This is a genomic window from Salibacterium salarium (assembly GCF_030813635.1).
GTDB lineage: Bacteria > Bacillota > Bacilli > Bacillales > Marinococcaceae > Salibacterium > Salibacterium salarium.
This window is the reverse complement of sequence record NZ_JAUSUM010000002.1, coordinates 820,544-838,323: the sequence shown is the minus strand read 5'-3', so window position 1 is coordinate 838,323 and position 17,780 is coordinate 820,544. Positions and strand designations below refer to the sequence as shown.

The 17,780-nt window shown below is 36.4% G+C and carries 20 protein-coding genes; 15 read left to right on the top strand and 5 right to left on the bottom strand.

Annotated features, from left to right (window positions below):
• The first annotated feature begins 244 nt into the window (after positions 1-244).
• The 8 genes from J2S78_RS10050 to J2S78_RS10015 all read left to right on the top strand — a co-directional run bounded on the left by J2S78_RS10050 (position 245) and on the right by J2S78_RS10015 (position 3,619).
• A complete protein-coding gene (locus tag J2S78_RS10050) occupies positions 245-1,102 on the top strand; it encodes a hypothetical protein (RefSeq protein WP_306898277.1) in 858 nt (285 codons plus the stop codon).
• A gap of 67 nt (positions 1,103-1,169) precedes the next feature.
• Positions 1,170-1,487, top strand: coding sequence for a competence type IV pilus major pilin ComGC (gene comGC, locus J2S78_RS10045; protein ID WP_306898276.1), 318 nt, complete (start codon positions 1,170-1,172; stop codon positions 1,485-1,487).
• Positions 1,487-1,933, top strand: a complete 447-nt coding sequence (comGD, locus tag J2S78_RS10040) for a competence type IV pilus minor pilin ComGD (protein ID WP_306898274.1) — start codon at positions 1,487-1,489, stop codon at positions 1,931-1,933. Before comGC ends, comGD begins: the two co-directional genes overlap by 1 nt.
• Positions 1,920-2,246: a prepilin-type N-terminal cleavage/methylation domain-containing protein gene (locus J2S78_RS10035; RefSeq protein WP_306898270.1), complete on the top strand. Its 327-nt coding sequence runs from the start codon at positions 1,920-1,922 to the stop codon at positions 2,244-2,246. Before comGD ends, J2S78_RS10035 begins: the two co-directional genes overlap by 14 nt.
• A complete protein-coding gene (locus tag J2S78_RS10030; RefSeq protein ID WP_306898269.1) occupies positions 2,215-2,682 on the top strand; it encodes a competence type IV pilus minor pilin ComGF in 468 nt (155 codons plus the stop codon). The genes J2S78_RS10035 and J2S78_RS10030 overlap by 32 nt, the downstream gene beginning before the upstream one ends.
• Positions 2,661-3,014, top strand: coding sequence for a competence type IV pilus minor pilin ComGG (comGG, locus tag J2S78_RS10025; RefSeq protein WP_306898267.1), 354 nt, complete (start codon positions 2,661-2,663; stop codon positions 3,012-3,014). Before J2S78_RS10030 ends, comGG begins: the two co-directional genes overlap by 22 nt.
• A gap of 53 nt (positions 3,015-3,067) precedes the next feature.
• Positions 3,068-3,265 (top strand): YqzE family protein, encoded by a 198-nt coding sequence (locus J2S78_RS10020; RefSeq protein ID WP_306898266.1) that lies wholly within the window; start codon positions 3,068-3,070, stop codon positions 3,263-3,265.
• Positions 3,266-3,379: 114 nt separating this feature from the next.
• A complete protein-coding gene (locus J2S78_RS10015; RefSeq protein ID WP_125554770.1) occupies positions 3,380-3,619 on the top strand; it encodes a DUF2626 domain-containing protein in 240 nt (79 codons plus the stop codon).
• A gap of 118 nt (positions 3,620-3,737) precedes the next feature.
• Here the strand turns inward: J2S78_RS10015 and J2S78_RS10010 are convergent, their stop codons facing one another.
• Positions 3,738-4,376 (bottom strand): MBL fold metallo-hydrolase, encoded by a 639-nt coding sequence (locus J2S78_RS10010; RefSeq protein WP_306898263.1) that lies wholly within the window; start codon positions 4,374-4,376, stop codon positions 3,738-3,740.
• Between the two features lie 174 nt (positions 4,377-4,550).
• Here J2S78_RS10010 and J2S78_RS10005 point away from each other — a divergent pair, with 174 nt between their 5' ends.
• Positions 4,551-4,721, top strand: a complete 171-nt coding sequence (locus tag J2S78_RS10005; RefSeq protein WP_125554771.1) for a DUF2759 domain-containing protein — start codon at positions 4,551-4,553, stop codon at positions 4,719-4,721.
• 73 nt (positions 4,722-4,794) lie between these two features.
• Here the strand turns inward: J2S78_RS10005 and J2S78_RS10000 are convergent, their stop codons facing one another.
• Both J2S78_RS10000 and J2S78_RS09995 read right to left on the bottom strand, forming a co-directional pair.
• The gene (locus J2S78_RS10000) at positions 4,795-5,583 is read right to left on the bottom strand and encodes a YqhG family protein (RefSeq protein ID WP_306898261.1); all 789 of its coding nucleotides are present in this window, start codon (positions 5,581-5,583) and stop codon (positions 4,795-4,797) included.
• Positions 5,584-7,206, bottom strand: coding sequence for a DEAD/DEAH box helicase (locus J2S78_RS09995; protein WP_306898259.1), 1,623 nt, complete (start codon positions 7,204-7,206; stop codon positions 5,584-5,586).
• 392 nt (positions 7,207-7,598) lie between these two features.
• On the opposite strand from J2S78_RS09995, the gene gcvT reads away from it, so the two are divergent.
• Genes gcvT through gcvPB form a run of 3 tightly spaced genes read left to right on the top strand, consistent with a single transcriptional unit; the run spans position 7,599 to position 11,520 of the window.
• Positions 7,599-8,702 carry a glycine cleavage system aminomethyltransferase GcvT gene (gene gcvT, locus J2S78_RS09990; protein ID WP_306898257.1) on the top strand — a complete coding sequence of 368 codons (1,104 nt, stop codon included), beginning with the start codon at positions 7,599-7,601 and terminating at the stop codon, positions 8,700-8,702.
• Entirely contained in the window at positions 8,699-10,066 is a 1,368-nt protein-coding gene (gcvPA, locus tag J2S78_RS09985) for an aminomethyl-transferring glycine dehydrogenase subunit GcvPA (RefSeq protein ID WP_306898256.1), read from the top strand. Before gcvT ends, gcvPA begins: the two co-directional genes overlap by 4 nt.
• Positions 10,042-11,520: an aminomethyl-transferring glycine dehydrogenase subunit GcvPB gene (gene gcvPB / locus J2S78_RS09980; protein ID WP_306898767.1), complete on the top strand. Its 1,479-nt coding sequence runs from the start codon at positions 10,042-10,044 to the stop codon at positions 11,518-11,520. Before gcvPA ends, gcvPB begins: the two co-directional genes overlap by 25 nt.
• A 101-nt stretch (positions 11,521-11,621) precedes the next feature.
• Here the strand turns inward: gcvPB and J2S78_RS09975 are convergent, their stop codons facing one another.
• Positions 11,622-12,002, bottom strand: coding sequence for a rhodanese-like domain-containing protein (locus tag J2S78_RS09975; RefSeq protein WP_306898255.1), 381 nt, complete (start codon positions 12,000-12,002; stop codon positions 11,622-11,624).
• Between the two features lie 294 nt (positions 12,003-12,296).
• Between J2S78_RS09975 and lipM the strand changes: the two genes are divergently transcribed.
• Entirely contained in the window at positions 12,297-13,133 is an 837-nt protein-coding gene (lipM, locus tag J2S78_RS09970; RefSeq protein ID WP_306898253.1) for an octanoyltransferase LipM, read from the top strand.
• Between the two features lie 199 nt (positions 13,134-13,332).
• On the opposite strand, the gene dat is transcribed toward lipM, so the two are convergent.
• The gene (gene dat, locus J2S78_RS09965; protein ID WP_306898252.1) at positions 13,333-14,169 is read right to left on the bottom strand and encodes a D-amino-acid transaminase; all 837 of its coding nucleotides are present in this window, start codon (positions 14,167-14,169) and stop codon (positions 13,333-13,335) included.
• A gap of 342 nt (positions 14,170-14,511) precedes the next feature.
• Between dat and J2S78_RS09960 the strand changes: the two genes are divergently transcribed.
• Both J2S78_RS09960 and mntR read left to right on the top strand, forming a co-directional pair.
• Positions 14,512-17,073, top strand: coding sequence for a vitamin B12-dependent ribonucleotide reductase (locus J2S78_RS09960; protein ID WP_306898251.1), 2,562 nt, complete (start codon positions 14,512-14,514; stop codon positions 17,071-17,073).
• 260 nt (positions 17,074-17,333) lie between these two features.
• Entirely contained in the window at positions 17,334-17,750 is a 417-nt protein-coding gene (mntR, locus tag J2S78_RS09955; protein WP_306898250.1) for a transcriptional regulator MntR, read from the top strand.
• Positions 17,751-17,780: the final 30 nt, after the last annotated feature.

Here is a 17,780-nt window from a genome sequence, read left to right as displayed (position 1 = left end):
TAATACTTGTTTTTTATACTCAGAATGGGCTATGCGTGTGTGTTGAGGTTTGAAAATTAAATAACTATTGTCATTTTACACATTGTTTGCGGTGCTCCGGTAATATCACTTACAAGAAACTCAGGTAGCTATTAGAGATGTGCTAAAAATGAATTTTTCAGTAAAAGGATCAATTCGAAATTTATGTTCAATAAAAAGCAAAGTCACTGCTTAGAAAAAATTGAAGAAAGGTGAAGTTAAGAAGATGGACTTGCAATGGATTATCGGAACACTAACTAGTCTTATTATTACAGGTTTTCTTGGAATGAAAATTTATACAAAATTCACTTCATCATTAGCCGAGCAAAATCTAATGTCAAAAGAATGGAGATTAATAATTAAAGTATTTAATTTTTTATTACTTTTAATATTAATTGGTTTCAGCTCTTATATGTTAGTTGTTACGGTTCCATTTCTAAAAGAATCCAATTTAAAAGAACTTAAGGTTTACCCTATGGTATTAAACAGTTTACATATCATAATTTTGTCGATGTTTATCACAGCACTCATAAGTTTAATAAGGGTGATTTTTACTGTCTCTAACTCTAAAAAGCTTATGTCATTGCGAAGAAAGAAAAAATTTAAATATGTTAAATTGTACCACAATATCCTAGAAATCATATGGAGAATTAGTAATAATGGTTTTTTTAAATTAATTTATGTCATAGTAGTATTTGCTTTTATTGTTTTAATGCTTCCATTTTTTCTTTCATATCAAAATGGTATGTATTCAGATGTTAATATTAATTCAATAAATGAATTTATAAACTTTGCTTTTAATCATCTTATTATATTCTTATTTATTGGAATTGCATTTTGTATATTATTATTTCCTATACTACCAAACAATGCTTACATAGATAGTTCAGTATTAAAAGTGGATTTAGGTGAACATAAAGAAAAAAAAGATGCATGGTACGTTTTACATCCGTTAAATAAAACTGAAATAATTTTAGGTGATAAACCTAAATCTATACGGTCGAAAAAGTTTAAAGTAATTGAAAAGTCAGCACTACACAATAAAGAATTAACGCAAGTGAATAAAATTACTGAAATGGAATAAAGTAAGCGATAGTATACAATGCCAAATAGGAATAATACTATAATGAAGAAACTAATGCCAGGGTTAGATGAATACTCTGGCTATTTTTAATATGTGTTCGCCCCTGTTTATTGAAATGATGATTGTATTACTTATCATTACAGTATTACTATTAATAGCAGTGCCAAATTTAATGAAAAATAATGAGGTAGCCCAATCCAAAGGATGTGAAGCAACAGTGAAACTTTTAGAATCTCAGATTGGGGCATATGAAGTAGAACATCTTGAAAAACCAGGGTCACTTGAAGATCTAAAAGAGCAAGGATATGTGGACAGAATCGTGTGCCCTGATAATTCACAACTAACCATAGGAGACGATGGTAAAGTAGTGAATACGAGCGAGTGATGAAGTATATGAACAAAGAAAGCGGTCACACTCTTATTGAAATGGTGATTATACTACTTATTATCACCGTTACCATATCCATTCCTATTCTCTCCTTCCAATCACTTCAGGAAAAGAAATCCATTGATTATTTTATTAACGTTTTAGAGGAAGATTTGCGATATGCTCAACAGCTAGCATACGCGAATGAAGAATTAATATATTTTAGAGCGGTGAAAAATCAATATTATATTAAAACATCAATTAGACCGAATGATTCGTTGAAACAAAGAACCATTCCAGAGGGGGTTTCTATTCAAAAAGCTACGTTGGCTTTTAATGAGATTATGTTTAAAAATAACGGTAACGCCATAAAGGCAGGAACGGTATATATTAGTACCCCAATAGCCGACTATAAGCTAGTGGTATTGGTAGGCAAAGGGAGAGTATATATTGAAAAATTTTGAAAAAGGAATGACATTAATCGAAGCGGTTGTGGCGTTAAGTTTACTTTCTTTACTTTGTGTTTTGTTCATTCCGATGTACTCAGTCGTTATAAATGAACAAAAATCAATTTTTCAAGAAAGGAGAGCCATGTATCTACTTGAAAAAGAGGCATTGTTGTTACAACAACATGTTTCTAGTATCGAAACCGGCCAAACGGAGGGGAAATATACCTGGACAATCAGTAATAATAAAAATGGTGTCGACCTTTGTTTAAACTGGAAAGGAGATAATAATAGACCATATGAAAAGTGTTTGTTCGTGTTGCCAAAATAAAAAAGGGATGACACTGATTGAAACGCTTATATCTTTAAGCATATTAGTGATTTGTGCATCGATAATCACGTTATATATACCTTTTCTCAGGAACGATACGGTCACATCGCGGCAGGAAATTCAATTATTTTTTCAGCAAATAAAAGATGATATGGATCAAGCTTATACAATCGAAGAAAGTAAAAACGAAATAATAATCAACGAAACAAACGATTATATACAATACGTTAAGTCTGGGAATAACATTGTTAGAAAAAAGAATGGGAGAGGTCATGAAATAGTACTGCAAAATATAGATAGCTTTACTGTCCAACCCATGATATATGGTGCAGATATACACATAACAGACAATAGGAATGTGAAATGGTCAGGTGTTCTGGGTGTTAGACCTATATTTGAGGGAGGAAATGTTCAGTGGGAGAAAAAGGAGCAATAATGCCCGTAATGTTAATGGTATGTTTTCTGTTTTCGGCGTTACTTCTTTTTCAAATAACCGTATATATAAATGAAAAGCACAACGTAACAAAAGAGGAACAAGTATTAACTTTAGAATGGTTACTGCGAAATGCCGAGCAGGAATGGGTAAAGCAAATAGAAGTAACAGGCATTGATGAAACAACGATTACCCTTCCAAACGGAACCGTTCGGTTTGAACTATTATCAAGTAATAATAACCATGTTAGTGTGAAAATTATCGCAAAGGATAATAATGGTAAAAAGAGACATGATTATTTGGATATGGAAGTGAACAATGATACAAAAGAATAATGCGAAGAAATAATGGTTATGATAAAAGAAGATTAAAAAAAGGAGGAAGCGCTGTGAAACCAAATCCATTTGTTAAATATGTAACAAAAGAGATAGTTGAAGCATTGGATGAACGAGTACAGCATAGGCCTAAAACCAAAAAATCTCTTTCATTTAGAAAAATACATTTAAATCAATTTGGATTTCGGTGGTTCGGTATGCTTCCTTCATCTTTAAAAATAGCTTGGGAAAAAAGGAAAAAGTTTAGATAATAATAAAAGTATGTCTTATTAAAACATTTACAATGGTTGACTACCTCATATATAATAAATGTAGCTCTTTTAATCGATTATATGATTTTGTATAGGGACAGGGGGGAAGTTTAAATGGATCGCATGTTTCGAATGATGGGATTTTGGACAGCTATATTCGCTGTTTTGTTTTTCGTAGGAGATATGTTCAGTATGGCCATTTTATTCTTTGCGCAGACCGCTGGTTTTTTGACGCTAGGATATATGAAGTTAACAGAACGTATGTATATTTATGTGTTTGGAGCATATTTGACAGTATTCTTCGTAGGTTTCACATTTTATACAACGTTTATTATGGAACCAGGTTGGCATTAAAAGTGTAGACAAAAGATACATACAACTTATCTCATAAAAAGAGGCTGTCTCAAATATGGAAAATTTGAGATCAGCCTCTTTTTGTATGGTCGAATGCTTGTGTCCTGCATCTTATATCTTAAAATCCATTAAGAAAGGGGTTCGTGTCCATTTCGTTTTCTATTGTTGTATACGGACCGTGACCGCATGCGACATACGTATTCTCAGGAAGCTCAAGAAGTTTATCGTGAATGACGTTTAATAACTGATCTTGGTTTCCTCCAGGGAGGTCGGTTCGGCCGATACCACCAGCAAAGAGGACATCACCTGAGAAGACTGTCCCGCTTTCGGCATGAAAAAAGGACACACTACCCGGGGAATGACCGGGTGTTTCATAGACGTGGAATGTAAAAGGACCGACTCGAATTTCTCCTTCTTGATCAATGTGATGATCAGCTTCTTTCTTAGCCGAGATTGTTGAATCACCTAAAAAAAGCGCAGCGCCATTTTTTTCAGGATCAACTAGCCAATCCCTTTCTTTTTCATGAAGAAAAACTTCAATTTTATACGTTTGCCGAATATGTTCGACGGCCCCAATATGATCAAAATGAGCGTGTGTAAGTAATACACCTACAGGATTTAAATGCCGGTTCTCGAGCCATTCATTTAAATATTTTGCGTCTCCGCCGGGATCAAAAATGACAGCCTGTTTTTCGTTATTGTATAAAACATAACAGTTTGTTTGAAGCGGGCCTAGCGGAATGGATTCCCATTTCATTTTTACATCCTCCATTTTTACTGCATTATGTTGCCATTTTAACATAAACAGAAGGGATTTATGCTAAAATAATGGATGCACATAAGAAAAAAAAAAGGTATAATGTAAAAGAAATAATTAAATAGTTATGATGTACATAAAAATGGATATGCTACATAAAAGGAGGGAATTTTTATGGCTCTTGGTATTACGTTGCTCTTTGTCGCTATTCTATGTGGAATTGCCACCATTCGGGAAGTGAAAAGAAGAAACTTTTTCGCTGTTGGATTTGCCGGCATTTCTTTCCTTATCTTTGGTTGGTTCTCCATTATGACGATTTTTGTAAGCGGAGCCCCTGATATTTAAAACGTTTTAAAACGAGGTTTCTTCATGAGGAAGAAGCCTCGTTTTTTGTGTAGATATAGGTACGGTCCCCCTCTTACATAGCAGACTCGGTTAAATAAATTAATCCGCTATTAATTATTTTTACTTCAATTTGAGGGTGGTATCTATGGATGATTGCTTTTTTTTCTAATTCATATTCTTCCGGGGATTGAGAAGAAGAGTGATAGTATCGATCAAGAATATCTATTTCACCATTCATACGTTTGACGGCTTGAGCGGCCCACTCGTGTGTTTCTTCTTGTAAAGATTGCTCAATCTTATGTTGCACCCGACGCAATCCACTGTTTGCTTGAATCAAAGAAGCCATAGGAAAGGAATGGTTTGGTATTACAGTGTTCATCGTTTTTTGATTCAAGCGGTTCATCATATTTTCTACTAACTGCCCATGAATGAGTTGAAGACCATAAGATATAATATGGTCTTTTCGTTGATGAGACACATAAGAAATTTTCACGTTTACCATTAACCAAGGAAAAAGAGGGGAAGCTGTACTAGTTTGACGACTGTTTTCATATAAAAGCGTCCATCTGCCTCTTTGTTGAGCAGAACGAAAGATTTGATGAAGACGAGGAGATCCAAAATGCAGCAGTTCCCCTTTTTCTTGTTCCTTACGTTTTCCATCTATAATAAAATGAAGAGTCATCGGTTGGGGGATTCCGCCTGTTTTTTTAATATACTGCCAATAAAACGGGCGATTGATAAGTTCTTGATCTAGTTCTTCGGTTAATTGAACTTCCAATTTTCTGTTATCTTCATAGGTAATGGCTGCATGGTTGGCTGTGAAATATCTATAAAGATACCGTAGTAAACTGTTATTTTCCATTTAGTTTGAGCCTTCTTTCTCCATTGGTTGATCGATTATTGCGGAAAGGTGATTCAGTTTCACTTCTATTTCTTTTTGTGACTCTGACGTGTGAAGTGTTTCTGTAATATATTGTTCCACAGTGTCCGTTGATTCTAATATTGTATCTAGAGAACCGATCACGTTTTTAAATAACTCAATTTTGTCGTACAACAATGATAAAATATGTTCTTCTATCGTTTCTTTAACGGCAAAGTTATAAATTTGAACATCGCTTTTTTGTCCAAGTCGATGAAGTCTGCCAATTCTCTGTTCTAACCGCATTGGATTCCAAGGTAAATCGTAATTAATGATGGTGCTGCTGAATTGGAGATTTATTCCTTCGCCGCCAGCTTCTGTTGCGATCAATACTTTGGCACGATCTTTAAAAAGTTGTTGCATCCATTCTTTTTTGCTGCGTTTAAACCCGCCGCGAAAAGGAACGGAAATGATGCCATGTTGTTGAAAAAACCATTGTAAGTAAAGTTGTGTGGCTCGATATTCGGTAAATATAACTACTTTATCTTCTGTATTCTGAATAATGGAGAGAGCTTTTTCTGCTTTGCTGTTTGTAGAAATATCTTGTATGTGCTGTATGAGAGACGTCAGCATGTCATCGGTCAGTTCGCTGCGGTCGTGTAAGCTTTTCAATGTCATATAAGCCGCTTCTTTACTGCTGCATACTTCTCTTAATAATGTTGTTGCGGTGAAACCATGAAGAGATGATGCTGGCGCTTCTTTTAATTGATAGATTTTTTGATAAAAATTTCTTTCTTCTGTTGTAAAAGGTATATAAATGGAATGTACTTTTCGTTTCGTCCATTGAATGCCAGTATGTTCTCTTCGGTTTCTAACCATTACTCGTTGAACGATATGCTTGACAGCTTCTTCACCCTCTTCTTTAAAAAGGCGGCTAAATTCTTTTTGACTTCCTAGCAACCCAGGTTTTAATAAATTAATTAAGTGATAGAGCTCATCTGGTTTGTTTTGAACCGGAGTAGCCGTTAACATAAGACAGAATTTTTTATTTAATAACCGGGCAAACTCGTAGTTTTTCGTTTTAGGATTTTTTAACTTATGTGCTTCATCAAAAATAATCATGTCATACTCTTGGTCTAGCACGATTTCTCGATGGGGTGGGCGTTTGGCAGTGTCGATCGAAGCTACTACAATGTCAGCTTCTTTCCACACATACGTTTTGCGTTGAGCAACAGCAGGAATGAAAAATTTGTCATACATTTCTTTTGCCCACTGTCCGGTAAGAGAAGCAGGAACTAATATTAATGCTTTTTTTACTAATCCACGAATCATATACTCTTTTAAAATTAAACCGGCTTCAATGGTTTTTCCTAAACCAACTTCATCGGCGAGAATTGCTTTTCCATCCATTTCTTCCATCACCCGTTTGGCTGTTTTTTCTTGATGAGGAAATAGTTCAAGATGATGAAGGTGTTTATACGACAATAGACCATTAAAGGAAAAGCTTGATGTCCATTGCTCCGATTCATAAGCTAGCTTAAATTGTTCCCATGTAGCGACCGACGAACCTTGGATAGGGTCAAGTGAAGTTTCCCATTCTGGTTGAAATGTAATATCAACTTTCATTTGTATGCCCCCTTAATCAAAACCCATTTGTTTCTCTATTTAACGAAAAAATAATACGATTGAATCTCTTTATAAAACCTACACAGACACTTGGAATTTGACTGTGTACGTTTTGAATCAAATTGTCTGTACCTTGTTTTTAACGGATGCCACGTGGTAAACTTAAATAGAAAACTAATACTAGTATGCTTCGAAACGTACTTCATTTATGCATGAGATTGTGCAGAACCCGTCTATGAAAAGAGTCAGCTGAAAATCCCCAAACACAATAGCATTATTACAGCAAAAAACTTCATTATTTCCCTTGTAAAACTGATATAGTTAGTGAGATTTTCACCATCAAACGACAAAAATACAGATTTTTTTGAATAAGGAGGCGTTTTTTTATCTCCGTGTTAAAAAGAACTTCTTTATATCCTCTGTATAAAGAGTACGGTGCTAAAAAAGTTGCGTTTAGTGGTTGGGAAATGCCTGTTTACTTTTCCGGTATTAAAAAGGAGCATCATGCCGTTCGACAACAAGCTGGTCTGTTTGATGTGTCCCACATGGGGGAGGCGATTGTAAAGGGCAGTGAATCCTATACATTTTTGCAGTATGTGATCACAAACGACCTAGAAAGATTAGAGCCTGGGAGGGTAATGTATACTTTCTTGTGTAATGAAAACGGAGGAGTAGTGGATGATCTTTTAATTTATCAACTGGACGAGAACTGTTATATGCTCGTATTAAATGCCGTTAACATTAAAAAAGATCTAAACTGGCTAATAAAACATTCTTATGAAAATGTGGAAATTACAGATATGTCAGACTACTATTCGCTCCTAGCCATACAAGGGCCTAAAGCAGAAAAAATATTGCAATGCCTTACGGATGAAGATTTATCGAAGATTCAACCTTTTCGTTTCAAAAAGGGTATTTTTTTTAATTATGTGAATTGTATAGTGTCAAGGACAGGATACACGGGAGAAGATGGATTCGAAATCTATTGTAAACCAGGCGAGGCCCCTTCTCTTTGGCAGTCTATAATGACAGAGGGAGAGAATGAAGGTTTGCTGCCATGTGGACTTGGTGCTCGAGATACACTACGATTTGAAGCAGGACTCCCGTTGTATGGGCATGAAATTAGTGAAACAATTAGCCCTTTAGAAGCTGGGTTTAAGTTTGCAGTCAAGCTTCAAAAGCATCCAAACTTTATTGGAAAGAATGCTTTGTTACAAGAAAAACAAGCAGGTATAGGGCGTCAATTAATTGGGATAGAATTGACAGTAAAGGGAGTTCCGAGGTCTGGCTATAATGTATTGGATGAATCAGGATATTTAATTGGAAAAATAACGAGCGGCACACATTCTCCAACACTTGGTTTGAACGTGGGAATGGCGTTAGTGGAAAAATCAAACACGAAAGCAACGACGACGTTTTATGTTCAGGTGAGAAAAAAGACGTTAGAAGCAAAGGATAAGCCTCTTCCGTTTTATAAAAGGAGGACAATCAGTTGAACTTTCGTTATCTACCTGTAACAGACGAGGACAAGGACGCAATGCTCAAAACAATCGGAGTGGACGATATAAAAGATTTATTTGAAGATATCCCCGAATCGATTCGATTTAATGAAGATTTAAAACTTCCTGAACCGTTGTCAGAGCCTAAACTTGTAGATGAACTACAGCGATGGAGTGAACGCAATATTCACTTGAAAAAAAATATATCTTTTCTAGGAGCTGGTGTATATAATCACTATATTCCTTCCGTTGTTGATCACGTAATTAGACGTTCGGAATTTTATACGGCATATACACCGTACCAACCAGAAATTTCTCAAGGTGAATTACAAGCTATTTTTGAATTTCAAACAATGATATGTGAATTAACGGGCATGGAGGTAGCTAATTCATCGATGTATGACGGACATACTGCACTTTCTGAAGCAGCGATCATGGCTGTTAATCAAAGCAAAATGAAAAGAATGAAAATTGTTGTATCTGAAGGTGTTCATCCAGAATCAATGGCTGTCCTGAATACGTATGCGAAAGGACTGAATCTAACTGTTAGGAGCGTTCCACTTCTTCATGGTACAACCGGTCTTAGAAGGTTAGCAGATGAAATCGATGAAAATACCGCTGGAGTGATTGTTCAATATCCGAATTTTTACGGGTCTATAGAATACTTGCATGATATCAAAAAGATGATTCATCAACAAAATGCACTGTTTATAGTGTCCAGCAATCCATTATCACTTGGAATACTGACTCCTCCTGGTGAATGTGGAGCTGATGTAGTAGTTGGTGACGTTCAGTCTTTAGGAATTCCTATGCAATTTGGAGGACCTCATTGCGGCTATTTTGCGACGACAAAACAACTAATGAGAAAAGTACCAGGTAGACTAGTTGGTCAAACAAAAGACGCTGATGGAAGACGAGGATTTGTTCTTACCCTGCAGACGAGAGAACAGCATATACGCCGAGCGAAAGCGACATCTAATATTTGTTCCAATCAAGCATTGAATGCTTTAGCTGCAACTGTCACTATGAGTGCTTTAGGTAAACAAGGCATTCGTGAAATGGCGTTCCAAAATGTAAAAAGAGCTAATTATTTGAAAAATAAACTGGAGAAAAAAGGTATCGAAATTGTTAATACTACTCCAATATTCAATGAATTTGTAATACAATTAAACCAATCGATAGATAAAATAAATTGTAACTTGTATAAAAAGGGGATTATTGGAGGGTACGATCTTTCGAATATACATGATCGTTTTTATGGCCAAATGCTTATTTGTGTGACAGAGCTAATAACACGTTCTGAAATGGATCGTTTTGTAAAGGAATTGGAGGTCTTATTGTGTCGAAAGAACAGCCTTTAATTTTTGAATTAAGCAAACCTGGCAGAACCAGTTATTCTCTTCCAAAAGACGATGTCCCTGATATTAATATAGAGGATGTACTGCCTTCTAATTATATAAGAACAAAGCATCCTAACCTTCCAGAAGTGTCGGAACTGCAGTTGATTCGACATTTTACAGCATTATCACTTCGCAATTTCGGAGTAGATACAGGATTTTACCCATTAGGGTCATGCACGATGAAATATAACCCAAAAGTTCATGAAGATATTGCGAGAATGCCAGGATTTACTTATATTCATCCTTATCAAAAGGAAGAACAGATACAAGGTTCATTGGAACTTATGTATGACATGCAACAATATCTGTGTGAAATAACTGGAATGGACGAGGTAACCTTGCAGCCGGCTGCAGGGGCACAAGGAGAATGGACGGGTCTCATGATGATTCGAGCATATCATGAGGCTAATGGTGACCTATCTCGCACCAAAGTCATTATACCTGATTCTGCTCATGGAACTAATCCAGCTTCTGCTAGTGTAGTAGGCTTTGAAGCAGTTACGGTACGAACCAATGACGAAGGTTTGGTTGATATCGAGCATTTAAAGGAAGTGACAGGAAGCGACACGGCAGCTCTTATGCTTACTAACCCGAATACACTTGGATTGTTTGAAGAAAATATTATAGAAATAGCGGATATTGTCCACCGCGCTGGTGGAAAATTATATTATGACGGAGCAAATTCGAATGCCATCCTTGGTGTGTCTAGACCTGGTGATATGGGGTTTGATGTTGTTCATTTAAACTTACACAAAACATTTACTGGTCCTCACGGCGGTGGAGGTCCGGGAAGTGGTCCGGTAGGTGTTAAACAAGATCTTTGGCGGTTTCTTCCAACACCGCTGGTTGTTAAAAAAGGAAGTACGTTTATATGGAATCAAGACCATACTGATTCCATAGGCAAAGTGAAACCGTATTATGGAAACTTTAGTATTATTGTACGTGCCTATGCTTACATTCGGACAATGGGGGCAACTGGATTAAAGAAAGTTTCAGAAGATGCTGTGTTAAATGCCAATTATTTGATGCGCAGACTCGAAGCTTACTTTGATGTCCCATATGATAGACATTGTAAGCATGAATTCGTATTATCGGGAAAACGTCAGAAATTAGTTGGTGTGAAAACAATAGATATCGCAAAGAGACTGCTCGATTTTAATTATCATCCTCCAACGATTTACTTTCCGACAAATGTGGAGGAATGTTTGATGATTGAACCGACAGAAACGGAAGATAAAGAAACACTCGATGAATTTGCCGAAGCAATGATTCACATAGCCCATGAAGCAAAAGAGAATCCTGATTTGGTCCAAGGGGCTCCTTATACTACTGTTTTAAAGAGGCTTGATGAAACGTTGGCTGCAAGAAATCCAATATTAAAACACAATGTGGAAAAACAAGAGCATAGTGAGTGAGAATAAATATTTTAAATCGAAAACGTGAGGCAACTAGGAAAGAGAATAGTATAAAAACACTCACAGCATTTGGCTTTGAGTGTTTTTGTACGAAAATAATATTATTTCTTAACCTTACCTGTCCACTTTTTAAATCCTTTTTTCAGCTGATAGATATCATTTGTGCCAACCTTTTTTTTAATCATTCTTGCGGCTTGTTTGCTGCGCGCTCCGGACTGACAATACAAATAAATCGGCTGATCATCCCTAATTTCATTAATACGTTGTTTTAATTGGGATAAGGGAAGGTTTCTAGCACCTAAAATGTGTCCGCCATTGTATTCTCGAGGCTCGCGCACATCGATTAACTGTGCTTTTCGATACCCCTTAATAAATTCTTCTTGTGTTAATTCTGTTAAAAAACCAGGTTTTTTAAGACGACGAAAAAGTAACACAATAAGAACGACAAGTAAAACGCCCCATAAAATCCAAGTCAATGTCATTTCGTTTCTCACTCCTTTACATATGAAAAAGGCTACAAAGTGTATTATAATAAGGATTGCCGTTTGAAGCAAAGTTTTTATTTTTGTTTTGTCCTTTTTTGGAATTCAAAACATAGGTAAGAATAACATCAAACAGGTTCAAAAAAGTCACATTTAAATGAACTCCTTTCTGTGTAACTCTGTACAATAACCTTTCAATATAGTAAGAAGGTTGATAAAGCAAGAAGCTTTTGTTTTTTTTATAGGTCTGATAAACTGTTTTTGCTAACTAGATAAGAAGAGCGGGTGAATAAAATGAATAAAGAAACGTGGTATTTCATCGATTCAGGTAATTGTTCTCCAGCTTACAATATGGCAATGGATGAGATGTTGCTGCAATGGCATAGTGATCATCAAATTCCACCTGTCGTCCGCTTTTATGGTTGGAATCCAGCTACCTTATCGATAGGATATTTTCAAAAGGTACATAAAGAAATAGATCTGACAGCAGTTGAAAGTCATCATTTAGGATTTGTGAGAAGGCCAACAGGCGGTCGCGGTGTTCTCCACGACAAAGAGCTAACGTACAGTGTTATAGTGTCTGAAGATCATCCGCAAATGCCGGCTACTGTAACAGAAGCTTACCGAGTTATATCCGAAGGCATTTTGCAAGGTTTTCGTCATCTGGGGTTAAATGCTGATTTTTCGGTACCACGGACAAAAGATGAAGAAAACGAATTAAAAAAACCTCGCTCCGCTGTCTGTTTTGATGCCCCTTCTTGGTACGAGCTTGTTGTTGAAGGCAGAAAGATTGCAGGAAGTGCACAAACGAGACAAAAAGGTGTGATTTTGCAGCACGGTTCTATCATTTTGGACATGGAAGAAGATAAGCTATTCGATCTTTTTCAATATCCGAGTGAAAGAGTAAGGGAACGCATGCAAAAAGGTTTTAAAAATAAAGCAGTAGCTATCAATGAGTTAACTAGTTCTCCTGTATCGATGAGAGAAGTGTCGGATGCCTTTCATAAAGGATTTGCAGATGGACTAGATGTAGATTGGCAACCATATACATTAACAGAGGAAGAAGATCAACTGGTTAGACAATTAGCTCAGCAAAAATATGAGTCTGATGAATGGAACTATCGTCGATAAGAGACTTGTGATAAAAAACAGAGTTGTCCGATAAGTTGGGACAACTCTGTTTTATTAGAACGGTATGGGAACAGGAATAGCTGAAGAACCTTCATTGAATGATCTTTGCTCACGAGGAAGCTGATTCATTATCATTCCCGGTGAAAAGCGAAGTGTATTTCAACTGATAACTACATTTGTGAGACCCTTTTTTCATGGATTAAACTTCCTTTGTCTGCTTGAATGCTTGTTGTAACTGGCGAGTAACAGGGCCTATTGAAAAATCTGTTTCGATAGAGCCTTGTATTTTTGTGACGGGAACGATTTCAAGGGTTGTACTTGTTACAAACATTTCATCAGCCTGTTTGACATCTTCTAACGTAAACGCCTCTTTTTGAAGTGAAAATTGTTCTTTATCGGCTAATTGTTCAACAAAAAGTCTTGTAATGCCGTTTAAAATGTAGTGATTAGCTGGGTGTGTGTAAAGAACACCGTTTTTCACCATAAAAACATTTGTGGAAGAACCTTCTGTTACGATATGGCCTCTATGCAAGAGAGCTTCTTGATATCCTTGGTCTTCTGCTTTTCGTTTAGACATAACGTTTCCGAGCAAATTAATCGTCTTGATATCACAGCGCAACCAACGAATGTCTTCAAGCGCCCACAATCCAATTCCGTTTTCCTGCTGTGAGATTGGTACATTTCCTTCTTTTGTGAAAGCTGTAAGAATAGGGGTGAGATTGCGCCTGTATAAGTGATTGCGTTCTTGCTCTCCTCTTGTCATTTGCAGGTAAACTGTACCATTTCTAACATCATTCTTACTAAGTAACGTCAGTATGTTGTCTTTGATTTCACCCAATGATTGAGGCAAATCAATATCAAGTTCTTTTGCACTTCGTAGGAAACGATTGAAATGTTCCTCCCATAAAAAAGGTGTTCCGTTGTAAATTCGGATAACCTCATAAATACCGTCACCAAAATGGTAACCACGGTCATGAAAGGATATGTAAGCTTCTTCACGATGTATAATTTGATTCTTTATTAAAACGTATTCCAAAATAGAAAACCTCCTTATGTCGTTCATTTCTTATTAAAACTTTAACATAGGATGAAAAAAAGAAAAGAATTGTCTTGAAAAAATCTGATGTACCGGACTTTTGATTTACTTGAATGGCAAGCAGGAAATTCTATTATTATTGAAAATCAGGTTGATTTATATTATATTTACTTCTTCATCCTTTTATATTCTTTATATTTCTCAGTTGACAAAGAAGAAGGTTTTCTGGTTCAAATCATATATATAGTATAGAATCTATACATAGAAGTACTATATATTGAATTTGAGATAATGGATATGATAAGCTAATACGTACCATATTATAAATGGGGAGGACGAAAAATGAGCACCGCTATGCAAGAGTCACTTACAATTAATAAGAAAAAGTTAAATCAGGATATTGAGCAATTTCCTCAAGTATATCCAGTAACAGATGATATGCACATAACAAAAGATGGTGTGTCTCGTTTAGTTATGCTGGACAGATATACATTTAAAGACACGGAAAAAAGAACGCTAGATATAGGAGATTTTGTCGTATTAACGGTCAAGCCAGACCCTAAATTCCCGGCTCGTGGATTTGGATTTGTTAAAGAATTGGACTGGAATGCAGGAAAAGCAGATGTCGTAGTAGATGAAAGTTTTCGGCAGGTCCTTGATTCTGAAGAAGGAGAGACCGGAATTGTAACCCGTACATTGGATGTTATCGAAAAACCTTTAGAAATATACTATGAGCAAATCGCCAAACGTAATGCTTCTGGTTTAGCAGAGGTAGAGACAACAAAAGAAAATCAGGATAAAACATTTCAATCATTTTATAATGAGTTAGTTCATATGAATTTTGTACCTGCTGGTCGTGTTTTATATGGGGCTGGTGCAAAAACAGACGTTACGTATTTTAATTGCTATGTTATGCCTTTTATTGAAGATTCAAGAGAAGGTATATCCGAGCATCGCAAGCAGGTGATGGAAATTATGAGCCGCGGTGGTGGAGTTGGAACAAACGGTTCAACACTTCGACCGCGTAACACATTGGCTAGAGGTGTTAATGGAAAATCATCTGGTTCTGTTTCCTGGCTTGATGATATAGCTAAACTTACTCACCTTGTTGAACAAGGCGGTTCACGCCGGGGAGCACAAATGATTATGCTTTCTGATTGGCACCCAGATATTTTGGAATTTATTATTTCTAAAATGCAAAATCCTAGAATTCTCCGCTATTTACTGGAGAATTCAGAAGATGAACAAATACAAATGCTCGTTGGAGAAAAACTTAAATTTACCCCGCTTTCACCTACAGAGGAAGCATTGTACCAAGGAGTTCTTAATTATAAAGAAATTCCAGGACAAGGCGGGTTCGATTCAAAAGTGATGCAGGATGCCGAAGAGAAATTAAATACTGGTGGAACGTATTCTGTTCATTCTCCTGAATTTTTGACTGGTGCTAACATTTCAGTTTGTTTAACGAATGACTTCATGAAAGCAGTTGAAAATGACGAAGAGTATGAATTGCGTTTTCCAGACGTGGAGAATTACTCACCAGAAGAAATGAAGCAATATAATGAAGAATGGCAGGACTGCGGCGATGTTCGTGAGTGGGAAGCTAGAGGATTTGCTGCCAAAACCTATCGCACGATCAAAGCGAAAGAACTGTGGAAGTTGATTAATATTTGCGCTACTTATTCTGCGGAACCAGGCATTTTCTTTATAGACAATGCGAATGAATTGACAAATGCGCAAAGTTACGGACAAAAAGTAGTAGCAACTAATCCGTGTGGGGAACAACCACTTGCTCCTTATTCAGTCTGTAATTTGGCAGCAGTAAACCTTGCTGAAATGGCTAATAAAGATGAGAATAAAGTCGACTTTGAGAAATTGCAGCAAACGGTAGAGACCGGAGTGCGAATGCAGGATAATGTTATAGATGCGACACCGTATTTTCTTGAAGAAAATACAAAACAAGCTAAAGGAGAGCGCCGCATAGGACTTGGAGTTATGGGGCTTCATGACTTGTTAATCTATGCAGAAACGGAATATGGATCGGCAGAAGGTAATCAGCTCATTGATGATATTTTTAAAACCATTGCCACAACAGCGTATAGGACAAGCATTCAATTAGCGAAAGAAAAAGGAAGTTTTCCATTTTTAATTGGAAATACTAATGAAGAAACTAGACAATTACGAGAAGCGTTTATAAGTACCGGTTATATGAAAAAGATGCCGGAGGATATTCGTGAAGGTGTACTAGAATATGGTATCCGTAATTCACATTTATTAACAGTGGCACCGACTGGAAGTACCGGAACGATGGTGGGAGTAAGTACCGGATTAGAACCTTATTTCTCCTTTAAGTACTATCGCAGTGGACGACTCGGTAAATTTATTGAAGTAAATGCGGATATTGTTCAAGAATATTTAGATCGTCATCCACAAGCGGAATCCGACAACTTACCTAATTTCTTTGTTTCTTCTATGGATCTATCTCCAGAAGCGCATGCTGATGTTCAATGCGTCATTCAAAAATGGGTGGATAGCTCCTTGTCTAAAACAGTTAACGCACCACGTGGTTATACCGTAGAACAAGTTCAAAAAGTGTATGAACGCTTGTATAACGGAGGAGCAAAAGGCGGAACTGTTTATGTAGATGGAAGTCGTGAAGCTCAAGTTTTAACACTAAAAGCGGAGGAAAATGACACTCCGGATGCGTTAGAAACCGATAATGACAATCACCAAGACAAAAAAGTAGTATGGACCGATACAATTAAAGATGTTCGTTCTACAACTGTTAACTTTGGAAATGAAATTGGAGATACATGTCCGGTTTGTCGTGAAGGTACGATAGAAGATATAGGTGGATGCAATTCGTGCACAAATTGCGGTGCACAACTTAAATGTGGCTTATAAAATAACAGGTCAAATGTTAAAGAGAGAACAGAAATGTTCTCTCTTTTTAATAATCTCTCCGCTTTTCTTAGTAAGCTGCAATGTCTGGTGAAAGACGGTATGTTACACTTCATTAAAAATGTTTCATCTGTGCAATTCTGATAAAGCGGATAGCTACAATGAATGTGTGTTTGTGGTCTTGTTTGAATTATTGTATAATATATCAAAGTCAATTTTTTTGCACTAAATATTTTACGTTGGATTGTATTGGAGGAACACTCATGCCTACTCCTAGTATGGAAGATTATTTAGAAAGAATATATAAACTAATAGAAGAAAAAGGATATGCTAGGGTTTCAGATATTGCAGAAGCATTAGAAGTTCATCCATCGTCTGTCACTAAGATGGTCCAAAAGCTGGATAAAAAAGAATATCTAGTATATGAAAAATATAGAGGACTCGTCTTAACGACGAAAGGAAAAAAAGTAGGAAAACGTCTCGTGTACCGGCATGAACTGTTAGAAGACTTTCTGGATTTAATTGGGGTCGATCATACTTATATTTATAATGATGTAGAAGGAATCGAACATCATTTAAGCTGGGATGCCATTGATCGTATTGGTGATGTCGTCCAATACTTTCAAGAAAATCGGGATAGAGTGGATACTTTAAAAGAAATTCAAAAAAATAATGAGTAAGTGATTTGAATTCCTGAACTCGGTGAAAAC

What these genes read in the sequence shown, in the direction of transcription:
- J2S78_RS10050 (WP_306898277.1), top strand. Translation starts at nt 245, where the DNA reads ATGGACTTGCAATGGATTATCGGAACACTAACTAGTCTTATTATTACA.
- comGC (WP_306898276.1), top strand. Translation starts at nt 1,170, where the DNA reads ATGAATACTCTGGCTATTTTTAATATGTGTTCGCCCCTGTTTATTGAA.
- comGD (WP_306898274.1), top strand. Translation starts at nt 1,487, where the DNA reads ATGAAGTATATGAACAAAGAAAGCGGTCACACTCTTATTGAAATGGTG.
- J2S78_RS10030 (WP_306898269.1), top strand. Translation starts at nt 2,215, where the DNA reads ATGAAAAGTGTTTGTTCGTGTTGCCAAAATAAAAAAGGGATGACACTG.
- J2S78_RS10015 (WP_125554770.1), top strand. Translation starts at nt 3,380, where the DNA reads ATGGATCGCATGTTTCGAATGATGGGATTTTGGACAGCTATATTCGCT.
- J2S78_RS10010 (WP_306898263.1), bottom strand. Translation starts at nt 4,376, where the DNA reads ATGAAATGGGAATCCATTCCGCTAGGCCCGCTTCAAACAAACTGTTAT.
- J2S78_RS10005 (WP_125554771.1), top strand. Translation starts at nt 4,551, where the DNA reads ATGGCTCTTGGTATTACGTTGCTCTTTGTCGCTATTCTATGTGGAATT.
- J2S78_RS10000 (WP_306898261.1), bottom strand. Translation starts at nt 5,583, where the DNA reads ATGGAAAATAACAGTTTACTACGGTATCTTTATAGATATTTCACAGCC.
- J2S78_RS09995 (WP_306898259.1), bottom strand. Translation starts at nt 7,206, where the DNA reads ATGAAAGTTGATATTACATTTCAACCAGAATGGGAAACTTCACTTGAC.
- J2S78_RS09975 (WP_306898255.1), bottom strand. Translation starts at nt 12,002, where the DNA reads ATGACATTGACTTGGATTTTATGGGGCGTTTTACTTGTCGTTCTTATT.
- lipM (WP_306898253.1), top strand. Translation starts at nt 12,297, where the DNA reads ATGAATAAAGAAACGTGGTATTTCATCGATTCAGGTAATTGTTCTCCA.
- J2S78_RS09960 (WP_306898251.1), top strand. Translation starts at nt 14,512, where the DNA reads ATGAGCACCGCTATGCAAGAGTCACTTACAATTAATAAGAAAAAGTTA.
- mntR (WP_306898250.1), top strand. Translation starts at nt 17,334, where the DNA reads ATGCCTACTCCTAGTATGGAAGATTATTTAGAAAGAATATATAAACTA.